17 protein-coding genes are annotated in these 19,168 nt (G+C 54.4%); all 17 read right to left on the reverse strand.

Going from position 1 to position 19,168, the window contains the following annotated elements:
- The 17 genes from ACYVBJ_RS14580 to ACYVBJ_RS14660 all read right to left on the reverse strand — a co-directional run bounded on the left by ACYVBJ_RS14580 (position 1) and on the right by ACYVBJ_RS14660 (position 19,153).
- Entirely contained in the window at positions 1-1,866 is a 1,866-nt protein-coding gene (locus ACYVBJ_RS14580) for a hypothetical protein (protein WP_460983041.1), read from the reverse strand.
- Position 1,867: 1 nt separating this feature from the next.
- The gene (locus ACYVBJ_RS14585) at positions 1,868-2,233 is read right to left on the reverse strand and encodes a hypothetical protein (protein WP_460983042.1); all 366 of its coding nucleotides are present in this window, start codon (positions 2,231-2,233) and stop codon (positions 1,868-1,870) included.
- A gap of 2 nt (positions 2,234-2,235) precedes the next feature.
- Complete coding sequence (locus ACYVBJ_RS14590) at positions 2,236-4,422, reverse strand: hypothetical protein (RefSeq protein WP_460983043.1); 2,187 nt, start codon at positions 4,420-4,422, stop codon at positions 2,236-2,238.
- A 10-nt stretch (positions 4,423-4,432) separates the two neighbouring features.
- A complete protein-coding gene (locus ACYVBJ_RS14595) occupies positions 4,433-6,013 on the reverse strand; it encodes a hypothetical protein (protein WP_460983044.1) in 1,581 nt (526 codons plus the stop codon).
- A complete protein-coding gene (locus ACYVBJ_RS14600; protein ID WP_460983045.1) occupies positions 6,013-8,115 on the reverse strand; it encodes a hypothetical protein in 2,103 nt (700 codons plus the stop codon). The genes ACYVBJ_RS14595 and ACYVBJ_RS14600 overlap by 1 nt, the downstream gene beginning before the upstream one ends.
- Position 8,116: 1 nt before the next feature.
- On the reverse strand, positions 8,117-9,586 hold the full coding sequence (locus ACYVBJ_RS14605; protein WP_460983046.1) for a hypothetical protein: 1,470 nt from the start codon (positions 9,584-9,586) through the stop codon (positions 8,117-8,119).
- A complete protein-coding gene (locus ACYVBJ_RS14610; protein WP_460983047.1) occupies positions 9,586-11,928 on the reverse strand; it encodes a hypothetical protein in 2,343 nt (780 codons plus the stop codon). Before ACYVBJ_RS14610 ends, ACYVBJ_RS14605 begins: the two co-directional genes overlap by 1 nt.
- 52 nt (positions 11,929-11,980) lie before the next feature.
- Entirely contained in the window at positions 11,981-14,581 is a 2,601-nt protein-coding gene (locus ACYVBJ_RS14615; RefSeq protein ID WP_460983048.1) for a tape measure protein, read from the reverse strand.
- Positions 14,582-14,593: 12 nt separating this feature from the next.
- Positions 14,594-14,866 (reverse strand): hypothetical protein, encoded by a 273-nt coding sequence (locus ACYVBJ_RS14620; protein ID WP_460983049.1) that lies wholly within the window; start codon positions 14,864-14,866, stop codon positions 14,594-14,596.
- Between the two features lie 23 nt (positions 14,867-14,889).
- Complete coding sequence (locus ACYVBJ_RS14625) at positions 14,890-15,345, reverse strand: hypothetical protein (protein ID WP_460983050.1); 456 nt, start codon at positions 15,343-15,345, stop codon at positions 14,890-14,892.
- A gap of 42 nt (positions 15,346-15,387) precedes the next feature.
- Positions 15,388-15,819, reverse strand: a complete 432-nt coding sequence (locus ACYVBJ_RS14630; RefSeq protein ID WP_460983051.1) for a phage tail protein — start codon at positions 15,817-15,819, stop codon at positions 15,388-15,390.
- 3 nt (positions 15,820-15,822) lie between these two features.
- Positions 15,823-16,254: a hypothetical protein gene (locus ACYVBJ_RS14635; RefSeq protein ID WP_460983052.1), complete on the reverse strand. Its 432-nt coding sequence runs from the start codon at positions 16,252-16,254 to the stop codon at positions 15,823-15,825.
- Positions 16,251-16,670 carry an HK97 gp10 family phage protein gene (locus ACYVBJ_RS14640; RefSeq protein ID WP_460983053.1) on the reverse strand — a complete coding sequence of 140 codons (420 nt, stop codon included), beginning with the start codon at positions 16,668-16,670 and terminating at the stop codon, positions 16,251-16,253. Before ACYVBJ_RS14640 ends, ACYVBJ_RS14635 begins: the two co-directional genes overlap by 4 nt.
- The gene (locus tag ACYVBJ_RS14645) at positions 16,670-17,011 is read right to left on the reverse strand and encodes a head-tail adaptor protein (protein WP_460983054.1); all 342 of its coding nucleotides are present in this window, start codon (positions 17,009-17,011) and stop codon (positions 16,670-16,672) included. Before ACYVBJ_RS14645 ends, ACYVBJ_RS14640 begins: the two co-directional genes overlap by 1 nt.
- Positions 16,999-17,484 carry a hypothetical protein gene (locus ACYVBJ_RS14650; RefSeq protein WP_460983055.1) on the reverse strand — a complete coding sequence of 162 codons (486 nt, stop codon included), beginning with the start codon at positions 17,482-17,484 and terminating at the stop codon, positions 16,999-17,001. Before ACYVBJ_RS14650 ends, ACYVBJ_RS14645 begins: the two co-directional genes overlap by 13 nt.
- A 2-nt stretch (positions 17,485-17,486) precedes the next feature.
- Positions 17,487-17,672 (reverse strand): hypothetical protein, encoded by a 186-nt coding sequence (locus ACYVBJ_RS14655; protein ID WP_460983056.1) that lies wholly within the window; start codon positions 17,670-17,672, stop codon positions 17,487-17,489.
- Positions 17,673-17,752: 80 nt separating this feature from the next.
- The gene (locus ACYVBJ_RS14660; RefSeq protein ID WP_460983057.1) at positions 17,753-19,153 is read right to left on the reverse strand and encodes a phage major capsid protein; all 1,401 of its coding nucleotides are present in this window, start codon (positions 19,151-19,153) and stop codon (positions 17,753-17,755) included.
- Between the last annotated feature and the right edge of the window lie 15 nt (positions 19,154-19,168).

Genomic DNA, 19,168 nt, shown 5'->3' on the forward strand with positions numbered 1-19,168 from the left:
TTACGGTATTGCGTTTGGTAAGACTTCAGCGTTGGAGGCAGTAAACCGGTAGTCCCCGGTCCAGGTCACCGTCTCGGGTGTTTGCAACAAGGGGGTTGTAAAGCGGAATCTTAGGTGTTTCGGCTCAATCGCAACTCCAGTCGGTACGCCGGGAATCTGCCAGGCGTCGAGATACGTAGTACGGCCGGTGATTGTAAACGAGGTTGAGCCTGACTTCCACGAACCGGTATCGACCCACACGTCTACCCGAACTTTATCGTCCGGATCGAGCATTGGCCAGGCGGCAGCAATCAACACGTTATTACCTGTCTCGGAAATCCGGCCACGTATGACCGGCTCTTTCCATTTATCGGCAAAGACACCAACCCCACGCTGCGCCCGGAGCCAGTACCAGTTGCCCCAGTTGCGGCCGTCAAACTCCGATACCCGGTGCAGGCCCTTGACGATGTATTCGTACTGGCCGAGGTTGGTTTTATAGCCACCCTGGCCGCCCTGCACACCCGGAAACTGGATAGCTCCATTGGCGTGCGTCGTTGGTCCTCTTTGCAGATACTCTCCATGCCAGAGGAAGTTGACGTCGAACATCACACTTCGGAAGATGGCCCCCATCTCCAGCGATTGTGGATTGAGGGGCCGCGAATCCCCCTGACCAGGCGCGTTGGCCTCTTCGGTGTTGGTGCGGTACCAGTCGCCATAGTGAACGCGGGCGAAGTCGGCACTACGATCATGACGACGAAGGGCGTACTGCTGACCGTTCATCCAATAGCGGTTAGCCTCCTCCGACGCGACATCCTCATACAGCCAGCTTGTCCAGAAGTCGTATTCGTTGTTGCCATGGAAGGCCGGATCGTTGCCGTAGATCTTGACCGTCTGACCGAACAGGGTAACGGTGCTATTGTCGGTACGTAGCACCCGACGACCGTTCGAATAGATGTACTTACCAGCTGCATCCTTCTGATAGATGGTACCGGTACCGATGGTGCTTCTCCAGTAATGATCACCGGCTGCAACACCGCCCCCATTGGCCCGGAGTGCGGCCGCTAGTGGGCTGTTTACGTCGATTGGATTGCTAACACTGATCGACGACTTCCACCACATATTCGGGGCGTACCGGGGGTGCTCGGTGAAATGGTAGCCGTCGATCGAGCGGCCTTTGTCAGCATAGCCGTAGTACCAGGGTGCGGTGACCACCTTCGGGCCGTACGTATAAACTTTCGAGCCTTGACAGACTTCCTGAATACCGAGGTACAAATAGCCGACAAACAAACGAAGTGACAACTCACCGGCCGGATGCTCCCAGTAATGGGCTGATTCCTCGTCGATCGTTACGTACCGCGGATTCTTGCCCCCGCACTGCTGTTTCATCACCGCGCCCATCCAGTTACCCATGAGCCGGGCGGCTGCTTCGTCAGTGACTGGAATCATCCGGTTTACGTACTGCGCGATCTGGGCCTTTCGTGGGTCGCTGTCCGACAAAGCGTTGAAGTTGGCCCGTAAGTAATCCGGCATCTGACCCGCATCGGCAGGCATCAGAATATAGCCCATCAGCTGCTCGGCGCCCAGCTTCAGATCGATCCCGTTCTCGTCGAGGCCAGTGCCTACGTAGTTGCGTTGCGGAATGGCTACCCGGAAGCCATGCTGCATAAAGTCATCATCCCAGTCCGAACGCTGCCGAAACCGAGGCCCCCAGTACAGCCATTCGGTTGAGTTCAGATTGAAGCGGGGAAAGCGTTTCCAGCTAACCACGGCCTTAGCCGTTTGGGGCGAAAACGAGTAATCGTTCCCGTTCGGTCGCAACTTGGTTCGGTAGGTTTGAGCCGTTACCAAATGGCTGATCAGCAGCAGCAAGAGCAGTATCTTTTTCATGTTAGTTGTCGCTAAGCGTTGGCGCGGGTTCGTGGTTGATAGCGGTACCTTCATCGTCGGTTTCCCGCTCGGTGGGCGTTGGAGCCGGTGCACTGTCGACAACGGGCGTATCGATGATGGGAGCAGGCAGGTCAATGATGGCGTCGGTCGCATCCACCCAGTCAGTTGTTATGCCTACTGGCTCAACATCGTCCGGTACTGGCGTTGGCTCAACGGGAGTTGGGGTTACGACAACCGGATCTTTCGTTTCAACTGGCGGCTGCTGCCGTTTGAGTTCGGCGGCAACTTCCTTGACGAACTCCGGAAAAGACAGGAGTTCCGGGCCGTTGGGACCGCCCATAATGAGAATTTTGCGTTCGTCCGCCATACTTATAAGTTGTCCAGATTACGGTAGGAGATCCACTTGATGTTCCAGCTGTCATTGGGCACCGGCTCGTAGCCGTTCAACCCATTCCGTTGGATGCTCCACTGCACGATGTCGCCGTTCCAGGCTGGATTGGTGCTCATGTCTATATCGTAGACCTGTACTGATCCGTTTGGATTGACGGTGAACTGCCGGTGGTATTCGGTGTTATCCCCCGCCCGCCGAAAGACGATATCGAAATCACCATCCGAGGAAAGAAAGCCTGCTTTAATATACAGATGCGGTACCGCTCTACCATTCGTCCACTTCTCGGGCGCGTTGACTTTCATGTCGACGCCGTTGCTGTAGGTACCGTGATCCGTGAGCGGGGTTACGATCAGGCCGCTGGTGATGTTATCCTCCCGCTGATCCTGGGCATGGTGAAGCGTGAAGCCTAAGCGAGACTTGGCATTAGTGTCAAAGCGGTATTCGGGCAGACCCGACCAGCGAGGCTGATTGTAGAGCCAGGCCCGGCACTCGTTGCGCGTTCCCTTGTAGAGAGCCGCATCGAAGTCATAGACCCGGTTGGGATCGGCCGACAACATCGGCGAGGCCGAGATATAGCCTGAATTGTCATTGATGCTTTCGGCGTTGATGGCCGGACCGCCCAGCGGTTGACCGAACACCCCAGCCGTATACCGGCCACTATGTGGGGCATACAGGATGATACACTCGTCCCCATTCGCCTTACAGGCCATGATGGCCGGTTCGGTTGAGTACTTGACCCCCTGATTGGTGTGAGTCTGGTTGTCAATGACGTACTCGGTCAGGGGCGCATTGGTGTACGGTTGCCCGTAACAGACGAAAAAGTGGTTGTAATCCCCGATGAAATAGGCGCACGGCCCCTCCTGCTGACGCGGGGTCGGGTAGTGCGAAGCGTAGGGGTCACTGCGCTGCATGCTCAGCCGGGCATGGATGCGGAAGCCCTTAGCCGCGTTGGGGTCGTGGCTGATCCACTTCTCGGTCAGACACTGGCCCGGTACGTTCCGCAGATCCCACTGCATCCCACGAACCTTCGTATATAGCTCGCCATTGGCATTGGAGAAGCCCAGCACCGAGGAGTAATTCGGATTATGCCCCTCGTCGCCCGGCTCCACCGGATTGTTGCCGATCGAGACCTTACCCGGCCCCTTGATCTGCTCGGTTGACTGGCCGTTCTCCGTATAGTGCCCTTCACCACCCGCTTCCGGTGGACTACCATCGGGATAGAAATACCAGCTCCACACCAGCTGGCGACCGGCGTCCATCTTGCCGGGCGGAGAGGAATCGCCCCAGGTTGGGCCGTTAACGTCGTTTTTGCCACCGCCCCAGCTCAGGTAATCCAGCGCCCCACCGACGGATAAATTGACGCCGATGCGAACGCTACCGTTATCAATGAAGCTCCGCGCGAAGGGCTCCCGGCCGTTGGCCGTACCCGAAGGCCGGCTCGTCTCCTGCCGGGCCTGATAGCTACTGTTAGCGGCATAAACGTTGCCGTAGCCAGCGCCCGCGATGCCAACGGTGCCGGTTCCTGAAACGGGCGGATCGGAGTTACCACTGGCGCGTAGGATCTCCTGGCGCGTGGCCGAGGTCGGCTGAAAGACGTGACTGGCCGTCTGGCCGTCAGAGCTGCGCTGCCAGGTTACCCGAATCGGTACGGCCGGTACACCCGAACCGGCCATGTCCGTTTTGCGGAATGACCACTCCTGAATGTAGGAGCCCTGATTGGTCAGGGGACCAGGGAAGTAGTACGTATTGCTGGCCAGTTGCTGACCACCCGACGACTGAATGACCAGCGGCACCCCATCCACCCGTTCGAGCTTCAGCTTCAGGGCCGCTCCGCCCACCGGCGCGGCTTCCACATCGAGCGCCTGTGTCGAGGGATTGTAGCTGTAGCGGGCCGACAGCATCGTCGAGACGGCCGTCGTGCTTTGGCAGTTGGCCGGAATGACCTGACCCGTGGTCAGCGTAATGCTGATACAGCCCGCATTGAGCGCTTCGAAGAAGGCACTCTTCCCGATCGCGTTGTTGGGATACAGCGTCAGATCGCGTTTGGCCTGCCCCTGCTGCAAGGTGCCGACGTAGGTGCGCTTCGCCTTCTGAATCATCTGGGTCTGGGCCTGACCGCTCAGGGACAGGAAGGCCAGCAACCAAAGAATGAGGTGTTTTTTCATCGTACGGTGGTTAATTGGTTTGCGGGTAAATCTGAGCGGCCGTCCCATCGGGGTAGCTGGCCGATACGTTGAATGTGCCCAGCACCTCCGAATTGCTCACGTTTGGCAACCGCAGCAGGAACTGGTTGAAGGGGTTTTCACGACCCGACAGCTGTTCGTCGTAATACGTAGCAAAGTGGGTATGACCAGCGGCCGCGAACGGCGAGTTGGCCGGTAGAACCTGCATCTGCGCATACACGGCCCCGCTTGGATTGCGCGACTGCACGTACTTGATCTCCGGGATGACGTTGCCCGTCACGCGGGCGAACACCCAGCAGCTTTCCTCCACCGTACCGTTCGAGCGCACGGTGCGCCAGCCCTGAATCAGATAGGCCGTCACCTCGTTGATCTTGTTAGTCGTCGGCGTCGGATCGAGCGCATTGATGACCTGCACGCCCACCTCCAGCACGTCCTCGCCGATGGTCGCCCGAATGGGCTGGGTGAAGGTGTTGTTGGTCGTTCCGTTGTTGGCCTTGAATTCGCCCGGAACCGGGGTGATAAAGCCGATACCGGCCGGAGCCGAGGGAGCCGACAGGGGCGGGTTGGCGTACACCTGCCAGCTGCCGTCGGGCTGCTGCTCTTCGACGATCACCTTCAGGGCCGGACCGCCTTCGGTGACCTGGTAGGGCAGGCCCGCCCAGCGCAGGTTGCCGTGGGTAGTCGGCAGCGGAATCAGATCGGGACCGTTGGTGTCATCGGCCACCCAGTCGGTGGTCGGCAGAACGGTACCGGGACTCTCCAGGGTGAGCTGCACCACGCCTTCACTGTCGAGGGCTGCATTGATCGGTACCTGCCCGTATAGCGTTACGCCCAAATGCTCGGTCCTGATCTGATACAGACCCGACTGCGGATTGAGATAGTCCCAGGCAAAGAAGTAATCCACCCCGTTTACAATCGCTCCGAAACGGTACATCTGATAACTCCCGTTATCGGTCCAGGAAGCCGGTCCACTCATCTGCACCGACGGCAACGAACGGTCGTCCCCACCTTCGCGCACGACAATCTTGTTCTGGGCCGCGTAGTAGCGGTAGTACATATACACGTCCGCCGAAAGCGCCTGGAGCGTAAACGTTTGGGGGGTGTTCTTCCCGTCCGATTGCAGCGCATACACGCTGAACACTGGCACGGCGTCCTCGGGAATCGTACCGTAGATTTTCACGTTCGGACCCGCGTGGATACCTTTCAGATACTGGGGCAGGGTCTGTTCGGCGTAATCGACGATCGTCTGACCCGCTGCGGGCGTAGCGGCATCAAGCGGAATGATCCACTCCCAGTATTTGCCCGGTCGAAAACCAGGGGGTGATACGTTCGTCCAGACCGGCGCTCCTGCTTCCGGAGTGGGGCCGCTGGCACACTCGCTGGAGAGGACGTTTTCCGGGCCGTAGTAGCGAGACCAGCCCTCGGCCTGCGGATCGACGACCTGGCCGATGAGGGGCACATAGCCCATCGGAGCAATCCACAGCACCCGCCGTCCCTGGGCATCGCGGAGGGGTTGGGACGGGTTGGCCGGATCACGACGGCCTACGTAGTATTGGGTGTAGGTTCCGGCCATTAGGGATTCAGCAGATAAGCCCGGTCGGAGGTGTGCCCGCCGGTGCGCATGGTGGCCTGTCCCTGGAAATAGACAGGTTCGTAATTGCCCCCTACGTAGGTAGGCGTGAGCGAAATGGTGATGACCCGGTTGTTAGCCACCGAGTAAGAGACCGTGACATCGGTGATGCTGTTGCCCCCTGAATCCTGAGTAAGCTGCGTCCCTAACTGCTTATCGACCGTGCCCATCGTCACGGCTCCCGTGGCCGAATTGACGAAGAAGGGAATGCTCAGCCGTACGCTCCGGGTAGCCAGCGCGTTGGTGACCGGCAGGTCGCTCGACAGCATACCCTCCACGTCGACGATGACGGTCTGTCCGCTCAGGTTGGCAATGACCGGGGGCAACATCACCTTCATGATGGCCCCCGAGGTAACCGTTGGGTTCTGGCCTAAGCCCCGGATCTGGGTCCGGGTTACGGCCAGTTTATGGGTGTTATTATCCTCAATCCGATAGCGCGGCTTATCGATGGAGGTAATGTCAACGTTGAACGTATTCGGATTCCATAGCACCTTATGGGGCAGCATGGAATTGGCCTGGGAGAAATTGGAAATGAACTCGGTTCCCTTTACGTAGCAGGCCACCTGTTCAGTCGTACCGGCCGCGTAGTGATCAATTAACTTACGACCGGTGTAGTTGGCGTTAATGCCAATTTTGCTATTGATCAGCCAGCCTTGCCCCGCCCGGAGCATGACCACCGGCAGAGTCAGGTTACTGGGGTGGATGTTGCCGATCTGGAAGTTTATTCGCGACAGCTGCGAGGCTCCGTATAAATCCAGCAGGGTACCAAAGCCCTCCATCGTACCGCTCAGGTCGAAGTTGAACATCGACCCCTCGACCACTATCGCCGACGGCGGACTGCCCCCTTCGGCGTTTATGTACAGACTACCCGTAAAGCTGTTGCAGTTTTTGAACTTGATAGCCGGTCCAACCGAGCCAATTTTGATGGCGGACGTAGCCCCCGTAAACCGGACAACACCCAGCGAATGGTCCGGGAGTTGGGGAAACGGTGAGTAATTGTAATTAGGCTTAATGCCGGTAAACTTGAAGGGCAGATTCGCCCTGGCGTATACCGCATTATACTCGTGTTCTTCGGCTCCGAAGTTTAAAAGCCCAATCGAGCCTTCCCCCTGATTGGCAGTTGGGTTATCCGATAAATCAATTAAAACGCGGGCAACGGTTATGTTCTGGGTCTGCTCCAGCGTATCGGTGATGCCGAAATACATACCCACCTGCGTCTGCTGCGATAGCGGTACGTCGGGGTCGCTACGAATGCAAAAGTCCGAAAACAGACCAAACTGAATGCCGGTCCCATCCACAAAGGCTCGGGGGCCGGTCCGGCACAAAAAGACCGTTGATACCTGCGATTCACCTTTAAAGCCAATGCCGTCCCGGAGGTAGGTGCCCGGTATGCGGGTGTTGGTTAAGTCAATCGTATTGTCAATCCGAAACTTTCCGGCGTGGACCTTCACGGGCTTGCCCGATATGCCCGTCAGGGACGAATTGTAATTGCTCGCGTCCTGTAGCTTCGCCGACACGTCGGTGGCTCCGGTCGAATCCGGACGCCATGCCCGAAATGGAACTTCCGACCCCACCAGTCTACGTTCGTAGTAATAGCCACCCACCGATGAGGTGACCATAGCGCCGAAGCCCAACGAACTGGCCGTTTTGTTGCCTGCTTTCCGGTCCCAGATTGACCCATCGAAGGTGACAGTCGGTGCCGTTGAGGTCGCAAACTGAACCAGCGAGGTAAGGGCGGTCGTTTTGGTCTCCAGCGACGCATTGGTGATGAAGCGTTCTAGGGAAAACTTTTCCTTTATACCCCGAATGTCGTTGGTATCCAGGTCAATGTCTCCCCGCTTACCCGCCACCGTGAATACCCCCGGAAGAGCGTTACCCGTTCGTTGCAAAAAATAGAATTTGCCACCTGGGTAAAACTTTACATCGACCCGACCTTCGGCGATCTTCTGCCGGGTTACAGCACTCGTATCGGCAATCTGGCCGGGTTGTCCCCACGCACTGAGCGCGTTGAAGAGGAGGGCGATAAAGAGGATCAGGTTACGCATATTAGTTTTCGAGGTAAATCCGTCCCTGCCAGCTGCCGCCACCCGGCAGATTGATGGTGAGCTGATTGGGGTTTGTGGTCGGTTTGTAGGAGATGGCGTTGTCGCGTTCCAGCGTCCCATCCGGTAGCCGGATGTAGGCGTCCATAGCGGGCGTTGTCGTGTTCCGGCTATGGAGCACCGGAGAGCCGTCCGAAATGGGCGTGGTAATGTCAATGCGTTGCCGGTTGCTGCCCGTTGGCGTGTCGGGCAGGGGTAGTTCTTGACAGAGCAGGTGGCCAGCCTCGACGACAAACGGATCGCTCGGCCCGCCCCCACCCCCCGGCAGGTATTCACGAAGCAGATCAGCGACGTACAGCCGGTTGGCTGAATCCTCAAAGGCTAGCCTGAGCATGTCCCGAAACGTCATGCGACTCAGCCGGTGGCCAAGCTCATCGGTATCCCAGTCGGAGACGACTATGCCATCGGCCTTTTTGGTGGTGGCCAGCGATTTGATGCCGACACTCTTGAACCAGGCGACCGTTGCCGATGCCTCCAAACGGACGTAGCCCCAGATTTTCTGAAAGACAGTTGATTTCTCGACGGTCTTGCCATGAATGACCATGACCCGCCCCAGGTTGTCGGCGCTATGGCCCTCGAACGAGGCTACCGTTATCGATCCGTCCTCGTTCTCAACCTGGTGGTAGTGTCCCCGATCGGCGGCCGGAGATCCTTTGCTCTGGCGGGTGACGTAGTTGCCGTTCTCGGTCAAATGGATGCTCTGGGGGGCAAAGGAGCCGTTGCGCAAAACACCCTCCAGGGTGAAAAAAGGAGCCAGCCGCTGGGCGAAATAGGCGACGTAATCGAGCGTCATGTTGGCCGCTACGTAAGCGGCCACCCGCGCCCAGGCCATGAACCTCATCAGGCGTTTGGTTGACCCTTCGACATTATCGACGCCGACAATAACCCCTTTCGATTCGAGCCAGTACTGCTCCAGATCGGAGTTATTGGCCACAAAGTCGAGGTCAATCAACCGCCGTTTGTAGCGAAGCCCCGACCCAGTAACCAGCGTAAGCAAACCGTCGTCAGCACTGGTCGTATCGCTTACATCGAGCACAAAGTCACCCTCGGCGGCCGGATCGATGATGTAGACGAACCGGGGGGCTTCGGTAAGCGAAAAGTCCGTTTCCCGTAGTTCGTAGCGGGAGTAGTCAACGCGTAGTTGCCGGGTTAGTTCTGATTCGCTGTAATCCCCTACGTTAACTTTTACAGCATCGCCTTTTTCATCGAACTTGAAGACGAACAGCCGTCCCGAGGGGGCTTTGGTATCGTGGTAAGCGTAAATGGCATACTGTTGGCCATCTTCAAAAGGCTTATCATCCCGGTCTCTATGGAAATCGGTTTCGGTAGTCGTGGGCCGGTCGGGATAGCCAAAGCGCCACCCCTGGGGATCACGGGGGCGCATGCGGATATAGCTATCGAGTAATTGGGCCATTAGTTACCGACGAGAAAGTCTATGTTTAGGATTTTGCTGAACTTGCTGAGAAGCACGGCCACCCTACGAGGGCCGTTGTACTGATCTAAAAAAATATCCTCGTCGATGTCGGGATCGAACGTGTGGCCTGGGAATGTGGGATTCTGAATTTTACTTAGGTCAACATTGCTGAGCTTACCCAGCAGTTCTAAGATTCGCTGAGTGCCCGTCGAGTACTTCGGTATTGTTGGTGGGTAGGCATACCCGTACTCGTCTTCTTCAAATTCAATGTCGCCATCTGGTGTGTTCCAGACTTTTGTCGTGGCTCGGTCAATGGCCACTTGCTGCATTTGAATCGCCGTCACCCGGTGAAGACCGTGCCGCCTTGATCGCTCGTACTGGGAAATCTGAAACGGTATGGCCTGAGTAGTACCGTTGACAGTGGAACTATAGACGTCAAAGCGAAGAATGCTATGAACACCCCAGGGCAGTTTACCAATGAGCGTACCCTGAAATACGTTTGCATAACGCATACGTTGATCCGCCCGCTCTGATAGTCGCCAGTCAATCAATGGAAAGCCCAGCTGAGGTTGAGTAATAACATCAGCACCAGGCGGAAACCACTTTGTGGTGGGGGCCAGGCTATCGGCTTTATAAAGTGTTCCCGAACGATCATAGGGAGCCGCAGAATCAGGCACATCACCGTACGGTATGGTTAGAGCGGGGTCAGGTTTTGGCGATTCGGGTTTCCGCTTTTTGGTAGCGGTAATCCCATCCAGTACCTGCCCATCTTCCACCACTTCCACCCGCATATCCCGATACTCTATGTAGGGTAAGGGGTTGGACGTTTGTCCATCTAAAGCTTCGGCTACGGACAGCGAAACAACGATGCTTTGAATGTCATTGATGGCATCCATTGGGATGTCTATATCAGCCCATCCCGCTTTTTCGTGTTGCCATCCCGCAGCGCCTTCTGCTTTTCCGGGAACACGGTACACATGGGAAATGGTAAGCATGAGCATTTCCCGTGCTGGAGGTGAAAGCTTCCACTTTCCTCCTTGTTGCAACACGTATTGCCCTTGGGCGATGTCGGTCTTCTGAGCTGTCACCCAGACCATAGCCGAGCGGACATTCTTCAGCCGGAACTGCCCTTTCAAGCGAAACCTGACCGTTTTCCTGCGTTGGCCTTCGGGCAGGAAATACCGCTGCTGAATAGCCCGAAACTCCTGTGTTACGCGGTTTGTGCCTGAGCCATAAATACGTACTCGGTAGGGGTCATTATCAACACCGGTTCCTAAGCATTGAACCTGATCCGTTGGAAACAGCTGGTTTGTCCAGCCCGTTGGAAAGTTATTGGCAACCTGCGAGAAGTCTCCATTAACAAGCCGGTTGGCATAGCCGCCAAACACCTGCTTCACGCTTAACGCCTGTTCAATCGGCAGGCCAAAGGTGATACCTCCTGTTAATACCTGTACGTTTCGATCCTTACCAATATTGACGTTTAAGTCTTTTGACGACGAACCGACGAAACCGGGATTATACCGGCGCGTCATTATCGTTTGTGGATCACTTTCCCACACATTCCAGCCACCAGCAGCCTCACTTGCCCGGATGATCACCCAGTCACCAGCGTGTTGAGCAAGCCGACAGCCAAACAGGTTTAGCAGGTCTTCCAGTGCGGTATAGGCAGACTTGGTTTCATTTTGGTCCGTAACCAGGCTTGTCGCATTGATCTTTGTTCTGGCTAAAGGGTCTCGGTCCTGATGGGCTTTACCACCCACGGTTTGCCCAACGGCCAGGTCAGCCACTTCATACAGACTGCAAGCCGTTGTGAGCGGTAATCCGAGCTTGGTTATTGCTAAAGATGACTTGAACACATCCAGGACAGTCGGAAGTCCGATGAAGCGTTTACCGGCAGGATCCGCAACAACGCGATCTTTGAGCAGCATAAGGCCACAAACCGCATTTACTTCAATCGGATATGGGGCGTCGGCAAACGGCTCTTTAATTTCAGCGGGTTGCAACCAGCCGGCCCACTCCAAACGAATAAAGCCAACTCCCGTTTTTGACTCGACAATAACCTGAACTTCCTGATCATCGTTAACGTAGAACGCTTTGGCGTCAAGAGCATCTTCAGCAATAATCCGAAAGGTGGACACTTCCGGAAGCATCGATAAAAAGCGATTGTCCAGAGAACCCTGGATGCGTTCTGTCCATGGATCATAGTCAGGTCGCACCGGAATGACCGGACCTGTATAGCCATCGAAAAGAAACTTCACCGTATACGAAGTCCGGGTATACCCTAATTCAACAGGTATCCCATCGTCAGTAAATTCACAGCGGTATTTCTCCCCAAATGCCATAAGAAAAAAACTAGTAAACTTTATTCAATACACTCACGCTTACCTATATACGTTACCCCCCCAATGCCTTTATTCGCATGGCAAAGGCATTGACTACCGCATACAATTCGCTGCCTCGAGCTCGTAGCTCAATCGTGCCTCCACCGGAGCCACCCAGCGTTTTCATGATGTTGTCAGAAATCAGTTTGGCCCCTACGTCGACCGGCGAGACCCATTCAGGTCGTTGAGAAGCTCCGGAGTATTCGGCGGCTTCTATCGTAGTCCGACCGGTGAGTGTGCCACCTTTCGCCATGCGAATTGGGTCTTTCTTGCCCGAAGCTCTGGCAGCCGATGCAACACCATACAGGCCAGCAGCCCCGGCGAACTGAGCAGCCGCCTGCCCTTGCATACCAGGTATGAATAGCATGAATGCCGCTGACCCGGCTAAGGCCTTAGCCAGACTCTCCAGCATGTCAGCGACGGCCGAGAGGACAGTGCCTTTCAGATCGCCAATGTTAGCTGTGCCCTGAATCAGTCCGTTGACAAATTCACCCATGGCCTGAGCTGCGCCTGGAGCCGCTGACCGTAAGGTTTCTTCAACCTTTTTGGTCATATCCTTGGCGTCGACGATGATCTCGTCACGGTGCTCGTAGAAAGCGGCCATAGCCTCTGCTTTCCAGTTTTTGGCAATGGCTCCGATATTGGCCCAGTCACGAGGACCGCTCATCGCGGCCGACACGGAGGCTCTACCCATGGCTCTCCGATCTGCCTGTTCAGCATCCCGAAGTATGGATATGTACTTAGCCAGCTCCGCAATTTTTGAAGACGATGGCACCAGCTTGTCCATGCTGAGCGTACCCACTATCTGCCGAATCTGACCAACTTTAGCCTGAATAAAGGCGATTGGATTTTGCGCCCGGACGACGGACAATTCAGCTTTCTCCAGTAGCTGCGTGTACTCCTGAAGCATCTTGACCATTGAGGGGTCAAGCTCCAAGTTCTTTATAGAAGCGTTCTGCAGAATGGCCGAAATCTTAATCGCCTGATCCTGCATGAACCCAAATGAGCCGTAGTTGAGCACTTCATTCCGGCGCTCACCCAGTGCAGGCGTATTGGCAAAGGGGACAGTCGACGTACGTATTGCTTCACGGACTTTATCAATCGGGGTCGTGATATATTTTAGCTTACTGCCCAGATCAAGCGGTTTCAGATTCGCGATCGCATTCTTACCCTTCTCGACCTTGTCAGCCCACTTTGCCCACGACTGAATGACATTTTCAGGAACAGCAATATCACGAGAGCTGTAACTCTCAATTTGCTTGGTTAACTTCTCAAGCTGCTTCTGTGCGTATTCAAAATACGTATCGTCCTTTTTGGGTTTACGAGCACCCGCATCTTCGAGTTGCTTGGTGATTTTGGCCAGTTCAGCCGCTTCCGCTTTCGAGAGTTCTTTACCAACCAGCGCTAACCCCTGCTTTTTCTCAGTCAGGTACTTCTGGCGATCCTTCTTCTCATCCAGAAACTTGATCGGATCAAACACCGTAGGAGCAGCATTGATCTTCTTTTTGGTCTCACTAACGACCAAATACATCTGACCGTACAGCTGACGCATGAACGCTAGCCGTTTGGTTAGTGTCGTCTCTTTCGCCAGATTCTCGTCAGTCAGCGGGGCCGCTTCCAACGTATTTAGATTGAACTGGGCTTTACCGATTTTATTGGCCAACTCAGTCAGACGCTTTTGCTTGTCAGCATCGGGCAGGGCCATAAAGTCGCCCATCTGGTTCTGAAACGAACCTGCCATGTCCCGACGAACACCTTTTATGGCATCAGCCGCTTTGTTAGTTAGGTTAGCGAAGAACGAATCAATCTTGTTCTCCTTAGCGAACTCAGCAATGAACAGAGCCAACTGATCCTTCGCACGCTGGAAGCCGCCAGCCATGGTGTTGACATTACTTTGAGCCTTTGAACCAAACGTTTTCTCTAACTCTGTGGCCAGTTTAGGCAGCGCATCCCGAGACATTACCTGTCCGGTTTCCAGCATCTTCATCAACTCACCTTCGCTGACCTTTAAGGCCGATGCCATTAATTTGAGCGCTCCAGGAAGATGATTTCCTAATTCATTCTTAAGCTCATCACTTTGGACCGTACCAACGCTTAACATTTGGGTTACAGCCCGTAATGAGCCCTGAACCTGTTCGTTGGTTAACTTCAAAGCCGCACCGGCTTTTACGATGGCTTTAAAAATTCGTTCGGTTTCTGCCCCTTCGAGATTCGTGCCATTTGTGGCCGCTTTCAGGTGTGCATAGGAGGAAATCAGTGCACTATAGCTTACACCCAAATCGTCAGACAGTTCAAGCAGGAACGACTGAGAACGAGCGAAGTCAATGTTGGAGGAGGAGACGGCACTAAGCGCGGAATTGTAGCGCTCGAAATCCGAAACGGTCTGCAATCCCTGCTTAACAAGTTCTAGTGCCTTGTCAATCGTGAACAGACCCGCGGCAAATTTGGTGAGCGACACCAGTGGTGACTCAAAGCCTTTCTGTATACTGGGGCCAATGCCTTCCGAGCGAGCCGTCAACTGATCTAATCGGCGCAGCACGCGATCAATCCCACGATCAAAAGCGGAATCGTTCAGCGTAAAGACGGCCTGTAGGTTTTCAGTCGTTACGGACACAGTGACGGTAGGTTAGAAATGCGACAGCACGGCGAAAAAGACTTCCTGCTCATACAGGACTTCTTTTTCGCTTTTCGGCTTGGCTTTAGCGGTTGACTTATCCGCCAGTTTTTTGTCAGAAGGGAGCGGCCACAACTGTTCCTCGGTACGTTGGTGACCCTTTTCAACATTGCTGTTGTAGAGCACCCAGTAGAGACGACGGAAGGGCATCTGTCCCTGTTCCCACTCCCGGTTCTTGCGGTCCCAGTAGCCTTTCTGTAATAGACAATACTGGCCCCAGCTCATGCCGAACAGGAACTCGTTAGGCGTTAAGCCGATTTCTCCGTAAGCTTCGGATTCGATGTCGTCCCAGCTGAGGGGCTTTTTTTTTCATCGTCCGACTCAGCTTCTTCAACTTCAGCCTGCTTAGCCTCTACCTGCTTGATCAATCGGTCAAGCCAAACGTCATAGTCTTCATTCAGAATCGATGAAAAGAACGCAGCCGTCGTTTTTTCGCCCTCAGCTTCGGTAGCCGTCTCCAGCACCTGACAGGCTTCGTAGTCGGTAATCGAGATAGCTTCACCTTTGTCAGCGGCTGTCTGCTCAATGCCGGAGCGAATGATTTCAGACAGGGCCTCCAGGCGGGTACCTCCCCGAAACGCGGCCAGTACCGAACGGATGTCGGGTTCGCAGCCAAGGCGTTTGCAGAAGTTTTTCAGGCCATAGACCCCAAAGGTGAGTTTGACTTTCCCATCTGGGCCGGTTACGGTTGCTGTCGTTTTCATCGATTCTGATTGAAGGTTAGTACAGTTGTACAGGTGGAAAGATTACGACGCTACAACAGTGGTAGTAGGCCGTGCAGTAATGGATAGCGTCATTGATCCCGCAGCGCCTGTTTCCATATCCCGGTTGAGGTCAAGCGATTTCACACGGGCGTAGAATTCCCAGTTGAGCGTACCGACGATGTTGCTTTCCATACACCACTTTTCTTTAGTGCGCCCCATCCAGGCGGCAACCAGAGGTATCAGGTTCACCTCCGTAGAGGCCGTTTCAGAATCGTCGAAAAACTCAACCACAACTTCACCTGACTGCAAACCACCCAGCTCTTCTTTCCAGCCGTCGTTTTGCTTCGAGGTGACATCGATCATCGTCGTGTCGAGTTTGAGCGAACACTTGGTTTGCTCGGCAATCAGTTTTTTAACTGGGGTGGGTGATCCGCTGTAAAGCGATACCATCACCGCTGATGCGTTGTACTTCATGAGTTACGGCAGAATTGCGTCTATGGAAAGTTCAAGCGTTACTAGTTTCTGATAGACCGACTCGGTTTCACCCGTAAACGTCAGGTCTTTAGGAGCACTGGGCTTTACCATCCAGCACTTGAATGGAAAGCCACTCAGGTCAATCTTAACCGGTGCATTTGGCTTATCGCCAATCAAAACCGTCAGGGTCTCATTCAGCAGTATTTCAGCCTGTTCACGTCCGGATCCAGATGGACCCACCGAAACGGCACTCAGCAGCATCTTGTGAATGAAGCCGTAGCCGTTTTTGGTACTATAGTCGACACTATCCTGATTCAGCAGCAGCACGTAGGGAGCAAAAGCCCCAACAGGTGCTTCACTGTCGAAAGCCGCAATACCAGCCTGTTGGAGCATGGCAAAGACGACAGTACGAACAGCTAAATCAGGATAGATCATTGTAAGAAAGTGCGTAGGTTATATCGCAAGCGGTTCTTTAACTTCTCGTTCTCTGAGCGGACGTTAGGCGTCAGAAAGGGCTGCGCGGTAATGGTTACTTTTCGCATTCCTGAACCTTTGAACTTGGCCGCTACTTCGTCCCAGCCTGGTGGTATGATCACCCCGGCTCCCGTGCCGAATTCGATAAAAGCCGCATAGGGTTCGTTTACCGAAACTCTGGCGCCCATGCCGTTGTCGATGGGTTCATAGCTGATCGACTGACGAAGTTTGCCCAGATCAACCGGTGCATCCTGTTTGCCTCCCGACTCCACACCCCGGCCCCATCGCTCTACATCCCGTTTGCTTTTCACCTTCAAGTTGCTGGGTCCCCGGCGAAGCTTCGCCTTGTAGGACTTCAGTCCGCTCCAGCTCAGCATCAGCTATGCAGCGTTTTGGCGTAGAGCACCCACACAACCCGCGCAATACCTTCTCCCTGCGGAGGCCCGGAGAGTGCATAGGGCACGTTGTTGACGTAGAGCACATGATCAGCGGTTAAGGTTACGTTCTTACGAGCCCAGAGCTTGACCTTTACGGTTTGCCCTAATCGAGTTTGTTCTGCCAGTTGCTCACGAGTCGGTTTGAGAAATTCAACCTCCGCCATTGCACTCAGCGCAAGCTCACCTTTGGTTGTTTTGTCGAGCGTTTTACCACCCGAACCATTAGCGGTCTTTTTGGGCAGGTAGAACTCAACCCGGTCTCTGGGAACTAGCTGGCCCATGTGAACTGACGGTGTTTACGAGCCGCATCTTTCCAGCTGCCTGGCTTAATGCTTGGGTCTAACCGGGAGTACTCAGCCGCGCAAAGTGCTACAGCACCCAGTAAGCCGTCATCGACAGTATCCTTGTTGTAGCCACACTTGACCGTGATTGAGCCACCATTAGGCCAGGAAGCCGTTAAGCGTCCTTCCTCATCGACAGCGCCACCCGTTGAGATGGATATCGTTTCCAGGTAAGGGCCATAGGGCAGCTTCACCGGTTCAGTAAGCACGGACCAGCTGATCTTACGTACCTGAATGCCGATGCTCACGCCACAAAAGCGCTGCACATCGTCAATAGCCCGTTTTACAGCCCGGTCAATGGCTTCGTCATATTCGCACGTATCCAGCAGCAGAATGGCCTTAACCTCATCGGTTAATTTCCAGCCTGCTAATGACTCTCTGGATTGAACGGTTATGACTAAGCCCGACTGCATGATTACTTCGTTTTGCGGCCAGCGGCCCCTTTGTCGTCTTTCTGATCAGCGTCGTCAGCGGTAGCTTCAGAAGCCAGTTCCCGCTCGATCAGCGAGTCAGCCACTTCGTCGTCAGCGGAGAACTCATCACCGGGTTCAACTCGGCCGTAGTCACCGGTAAGGGTCGTGTTTGCGATTAACGTCTTCATAGAATTGTCTTGGTTTAGAAAAGGCCGGACCTCATCGATCCGGCTTTTTGCAACCGTATTATATTCGACAATGAAAAATTTTAGGTCGTCTTAATCAGCCCTTTACCCGTGGTGAACGTGGTTTTTACGAAGGCTTTCAGGTCCGGCGTTTTGATGTAGAGAACGCCACGCAGCGAGGCCGTAACGGTCGTACGATCCGTCAGCGCATCGTCTTCGTTTTGCTCGAAGAAGCGAAGCGTCAGGTTGCGCTTGATGCGGAACTTAGCCAGCTTAGGGTTACACACCATCACGGCGTCAGCACCCAGGCGGTTGGTCCGGATCACTTGCAGACCCGCGATCTGCATACCCGTTACCGACACGAACGGAGGAATGATGTAGTTCCCATTCGCATCCTTAGTTACGTTCATGTTGGCGAAGGCCGCTGAACCTAAGATAACGTGCGTCGGGATGTACTTAGCCAGTTCCACCTGTAAGGCCATAGCCTGAATCAGATCGAAGTTGTTAGGCGCGGCCAGTTTCTCAAAGTTGGCAGGCAGGGCAAACGCAGTAGCCTGCGTCATGATCCCGTTGTGATTTTCGCCCGTTCCATCACCTGAGATGATCTGGTTTTCCAGGGCTTCCCGCATGCCGATCGGACCGTCCAGCAATTCGTCCTGTACTTCAGACAAAACGAAGTCAACGTCTTCCATCATTTCCTCCGTGATCTTGGTATACACGGCGGTCTTTTTGGTAGCGGCTGACTTTTTCGTCCATTTGATCGACGCCTGGGGGAACGTAGCACCTTCCGCTACCTGACCAGCACCGCCTTCCAACAAGGCCCGCTCGTTCCAGTACACCGTATGCGAGTTGGTCGAACCGACAGAGATTAAGTCCTGAATGAAGAATGGGGCATTCGGATCTTTGGCAACGCCTGGCTCCATCTCGAATGCACGAAGCAACCCCGCATTTGAACCCGTAAGCGAGTAGCCTGTTGAGTTGATCGAAACCGCTTTCAGATCAATCTCAATGCCTTTTTGCTCGTGACCTTGCGGTAATTTGATGGCTTGCTTCAGGAACTCGGGCGTGGTCTTTTCTTCGAGCAGCTGAGGCAATGACTTCTTTTCAATCTGACCATCTTTAATCCGATCTTTAGCCTTCTGGAGTTCGTCCAGTTGTTCCTGTTGCTTGTTGGACTTTTCCTCCCACTCTTTTTTAAGATTATCAAGCTCTTCTTTAGAAGCTTTTTTATCAGTGGCTTTATCAAAATCCTCTTTCCACTTCTGGTTTTGCTCCTTTAGACTTTTAATGCCTTCATCGAAGGTTTTCTCAACATCTTCAAGTGACTTGTCAAACCAGATTTTTGCCCGTTCGTACAAGTTGGCCGCCCATCCCCGGTTGAGGTTAGGGGCCGTAGCGTAGGAGAACGCCATGGCCTGCCCGTTCTGATTGAACAGCATAAACAGCACCAGCGTTAAAATCAGTAACACAAACTGTGTTTTCATTGGGTTACGGGAAAT

This window comes from Spirosoma fluminis, from assembly GCF_054778895.1.

Excerpts from the sequence above, each read along its gene's own strand:
- ACYVBJ_RS14580 (WP_460983041.1), bottom strand. The coding sequence starts at position 1,866 with ATGAAAAAGATACTGCTCTTGCTGCTGCTGATCAGCCATTTGGTAACG.
- ACYVBJ_RS14585 (WP_460983042.1), bottom strand. The coding sequence starts at position 2,233 with ATGGCGGACGAACGCAAAATTCTCATTATGGGCGGTCCCAACGGCCCG.
- ACYVBJ_RS14590 (WP_460983043.1), bottom strand. The coding sequence starts at position 4,422 with ATGAAAAAACACCTCATTCTTTGGTTGCTGGCCTTCCTGTCCCTGAGC.
- ACYVBJ_RS14595 (WP_460983044.1), bottom strand. The coding sequence starts at position 6,013 with ATGGCCGGAACCTACACCCAATACTACGTAGGCCGTCGTGATCCGGCC.
- ACYVBJ_RS14600 (WP_460983045.1), bottom strand. The coding sequence starts at position 8,115 with ATGCGTAACCTGATCCTCTTTATCGCCCTCCTCTTCAACGCGCTCAGT.
- ACYVBJ_RS14605 (WP_460983046.1), bottom strand. The coding sequence starts at position 9,586 with ATGGCCCAATTACTCGATAGCTATATCCGCATGCGCCCCCGTGATCCC.
- ACYVBJ_RS14610 (WP_460983047.1), bottom strand. The coding sequence starts at position 11,928 with ATGGCATTTGGGGAGAAATACCGCTGTGAATTTACTGACGATGGGATA.
- ACYVBJ_RS14620 (WP_460983049.1), bottom strand. The coding sequence starts at position 14,866 with ATGAGCTGGGGCCAGTATTGTCTATTACAGAAAGGCTACTGGGACCGC.
- ACYVBJ_RS14625 (WP_460983050.1), bottom strand. The coding sequence starts at position 15,345 with ATGAAAACGACAGCAACCGTAACCGGCCCAGATGGGAAAGTCAAACTC.
- ACYVBJ_RS14630 (WP_460983051.1), bottom strand. The coding sequence starts at position 15,819 with ATGAAGTACAACGCATCAGCGGTGATGGTATCGCTTTACAGCGGATCA.
- ACYVBJ_RS14635 (WP_460983052.1), bottom strand. The coding sequence starts at position 16,254 with ATGATCTATCCTGATTTAGCTGTTCGTACTGTCGTCTTTGCCATGCTC.
- ACYVBJ_RS14640 (WP_460983053.1), bottom strand. The coding sequence starts at position 16,670 with ATGCTGAGCTGGAGCGGACTGAAGTCCTACAAGGCGAAGCTTCGCCGG.
- ACYVBJ_RS14645 (WP_460983054.1), bottom strand. The coding sequence starts at position 17,011 with ATGGGCCAGCTAGTTCCCAGAGACCGGGTTGAGTTCTACCTGCCCAAA.
- ACYVBJ_RS14650 (WP_460983055.1), bottom strand. The coding sequence starts at position 17,484 with ATGCAGTCGGGCTTAGTCATAACCGTTCAATCCAGAGAGTCATTAGCA.
- ACYVBJ_RS14655 (WP_460983056.1), bottom strand. The coding sequence starts at position 17,672 with ATGAAGACGTTAATCGCAAACACGACCCTTACCGGTGACTACGGCCGA.
- ACYVBJ_RS14660 (WP_460983057.1), bottom strand. The coding sequence starts at position 19,153 with ATGAAAACACAGTTTGTGTTACTGATTTTAACGCTGGTGCTGTTTATG.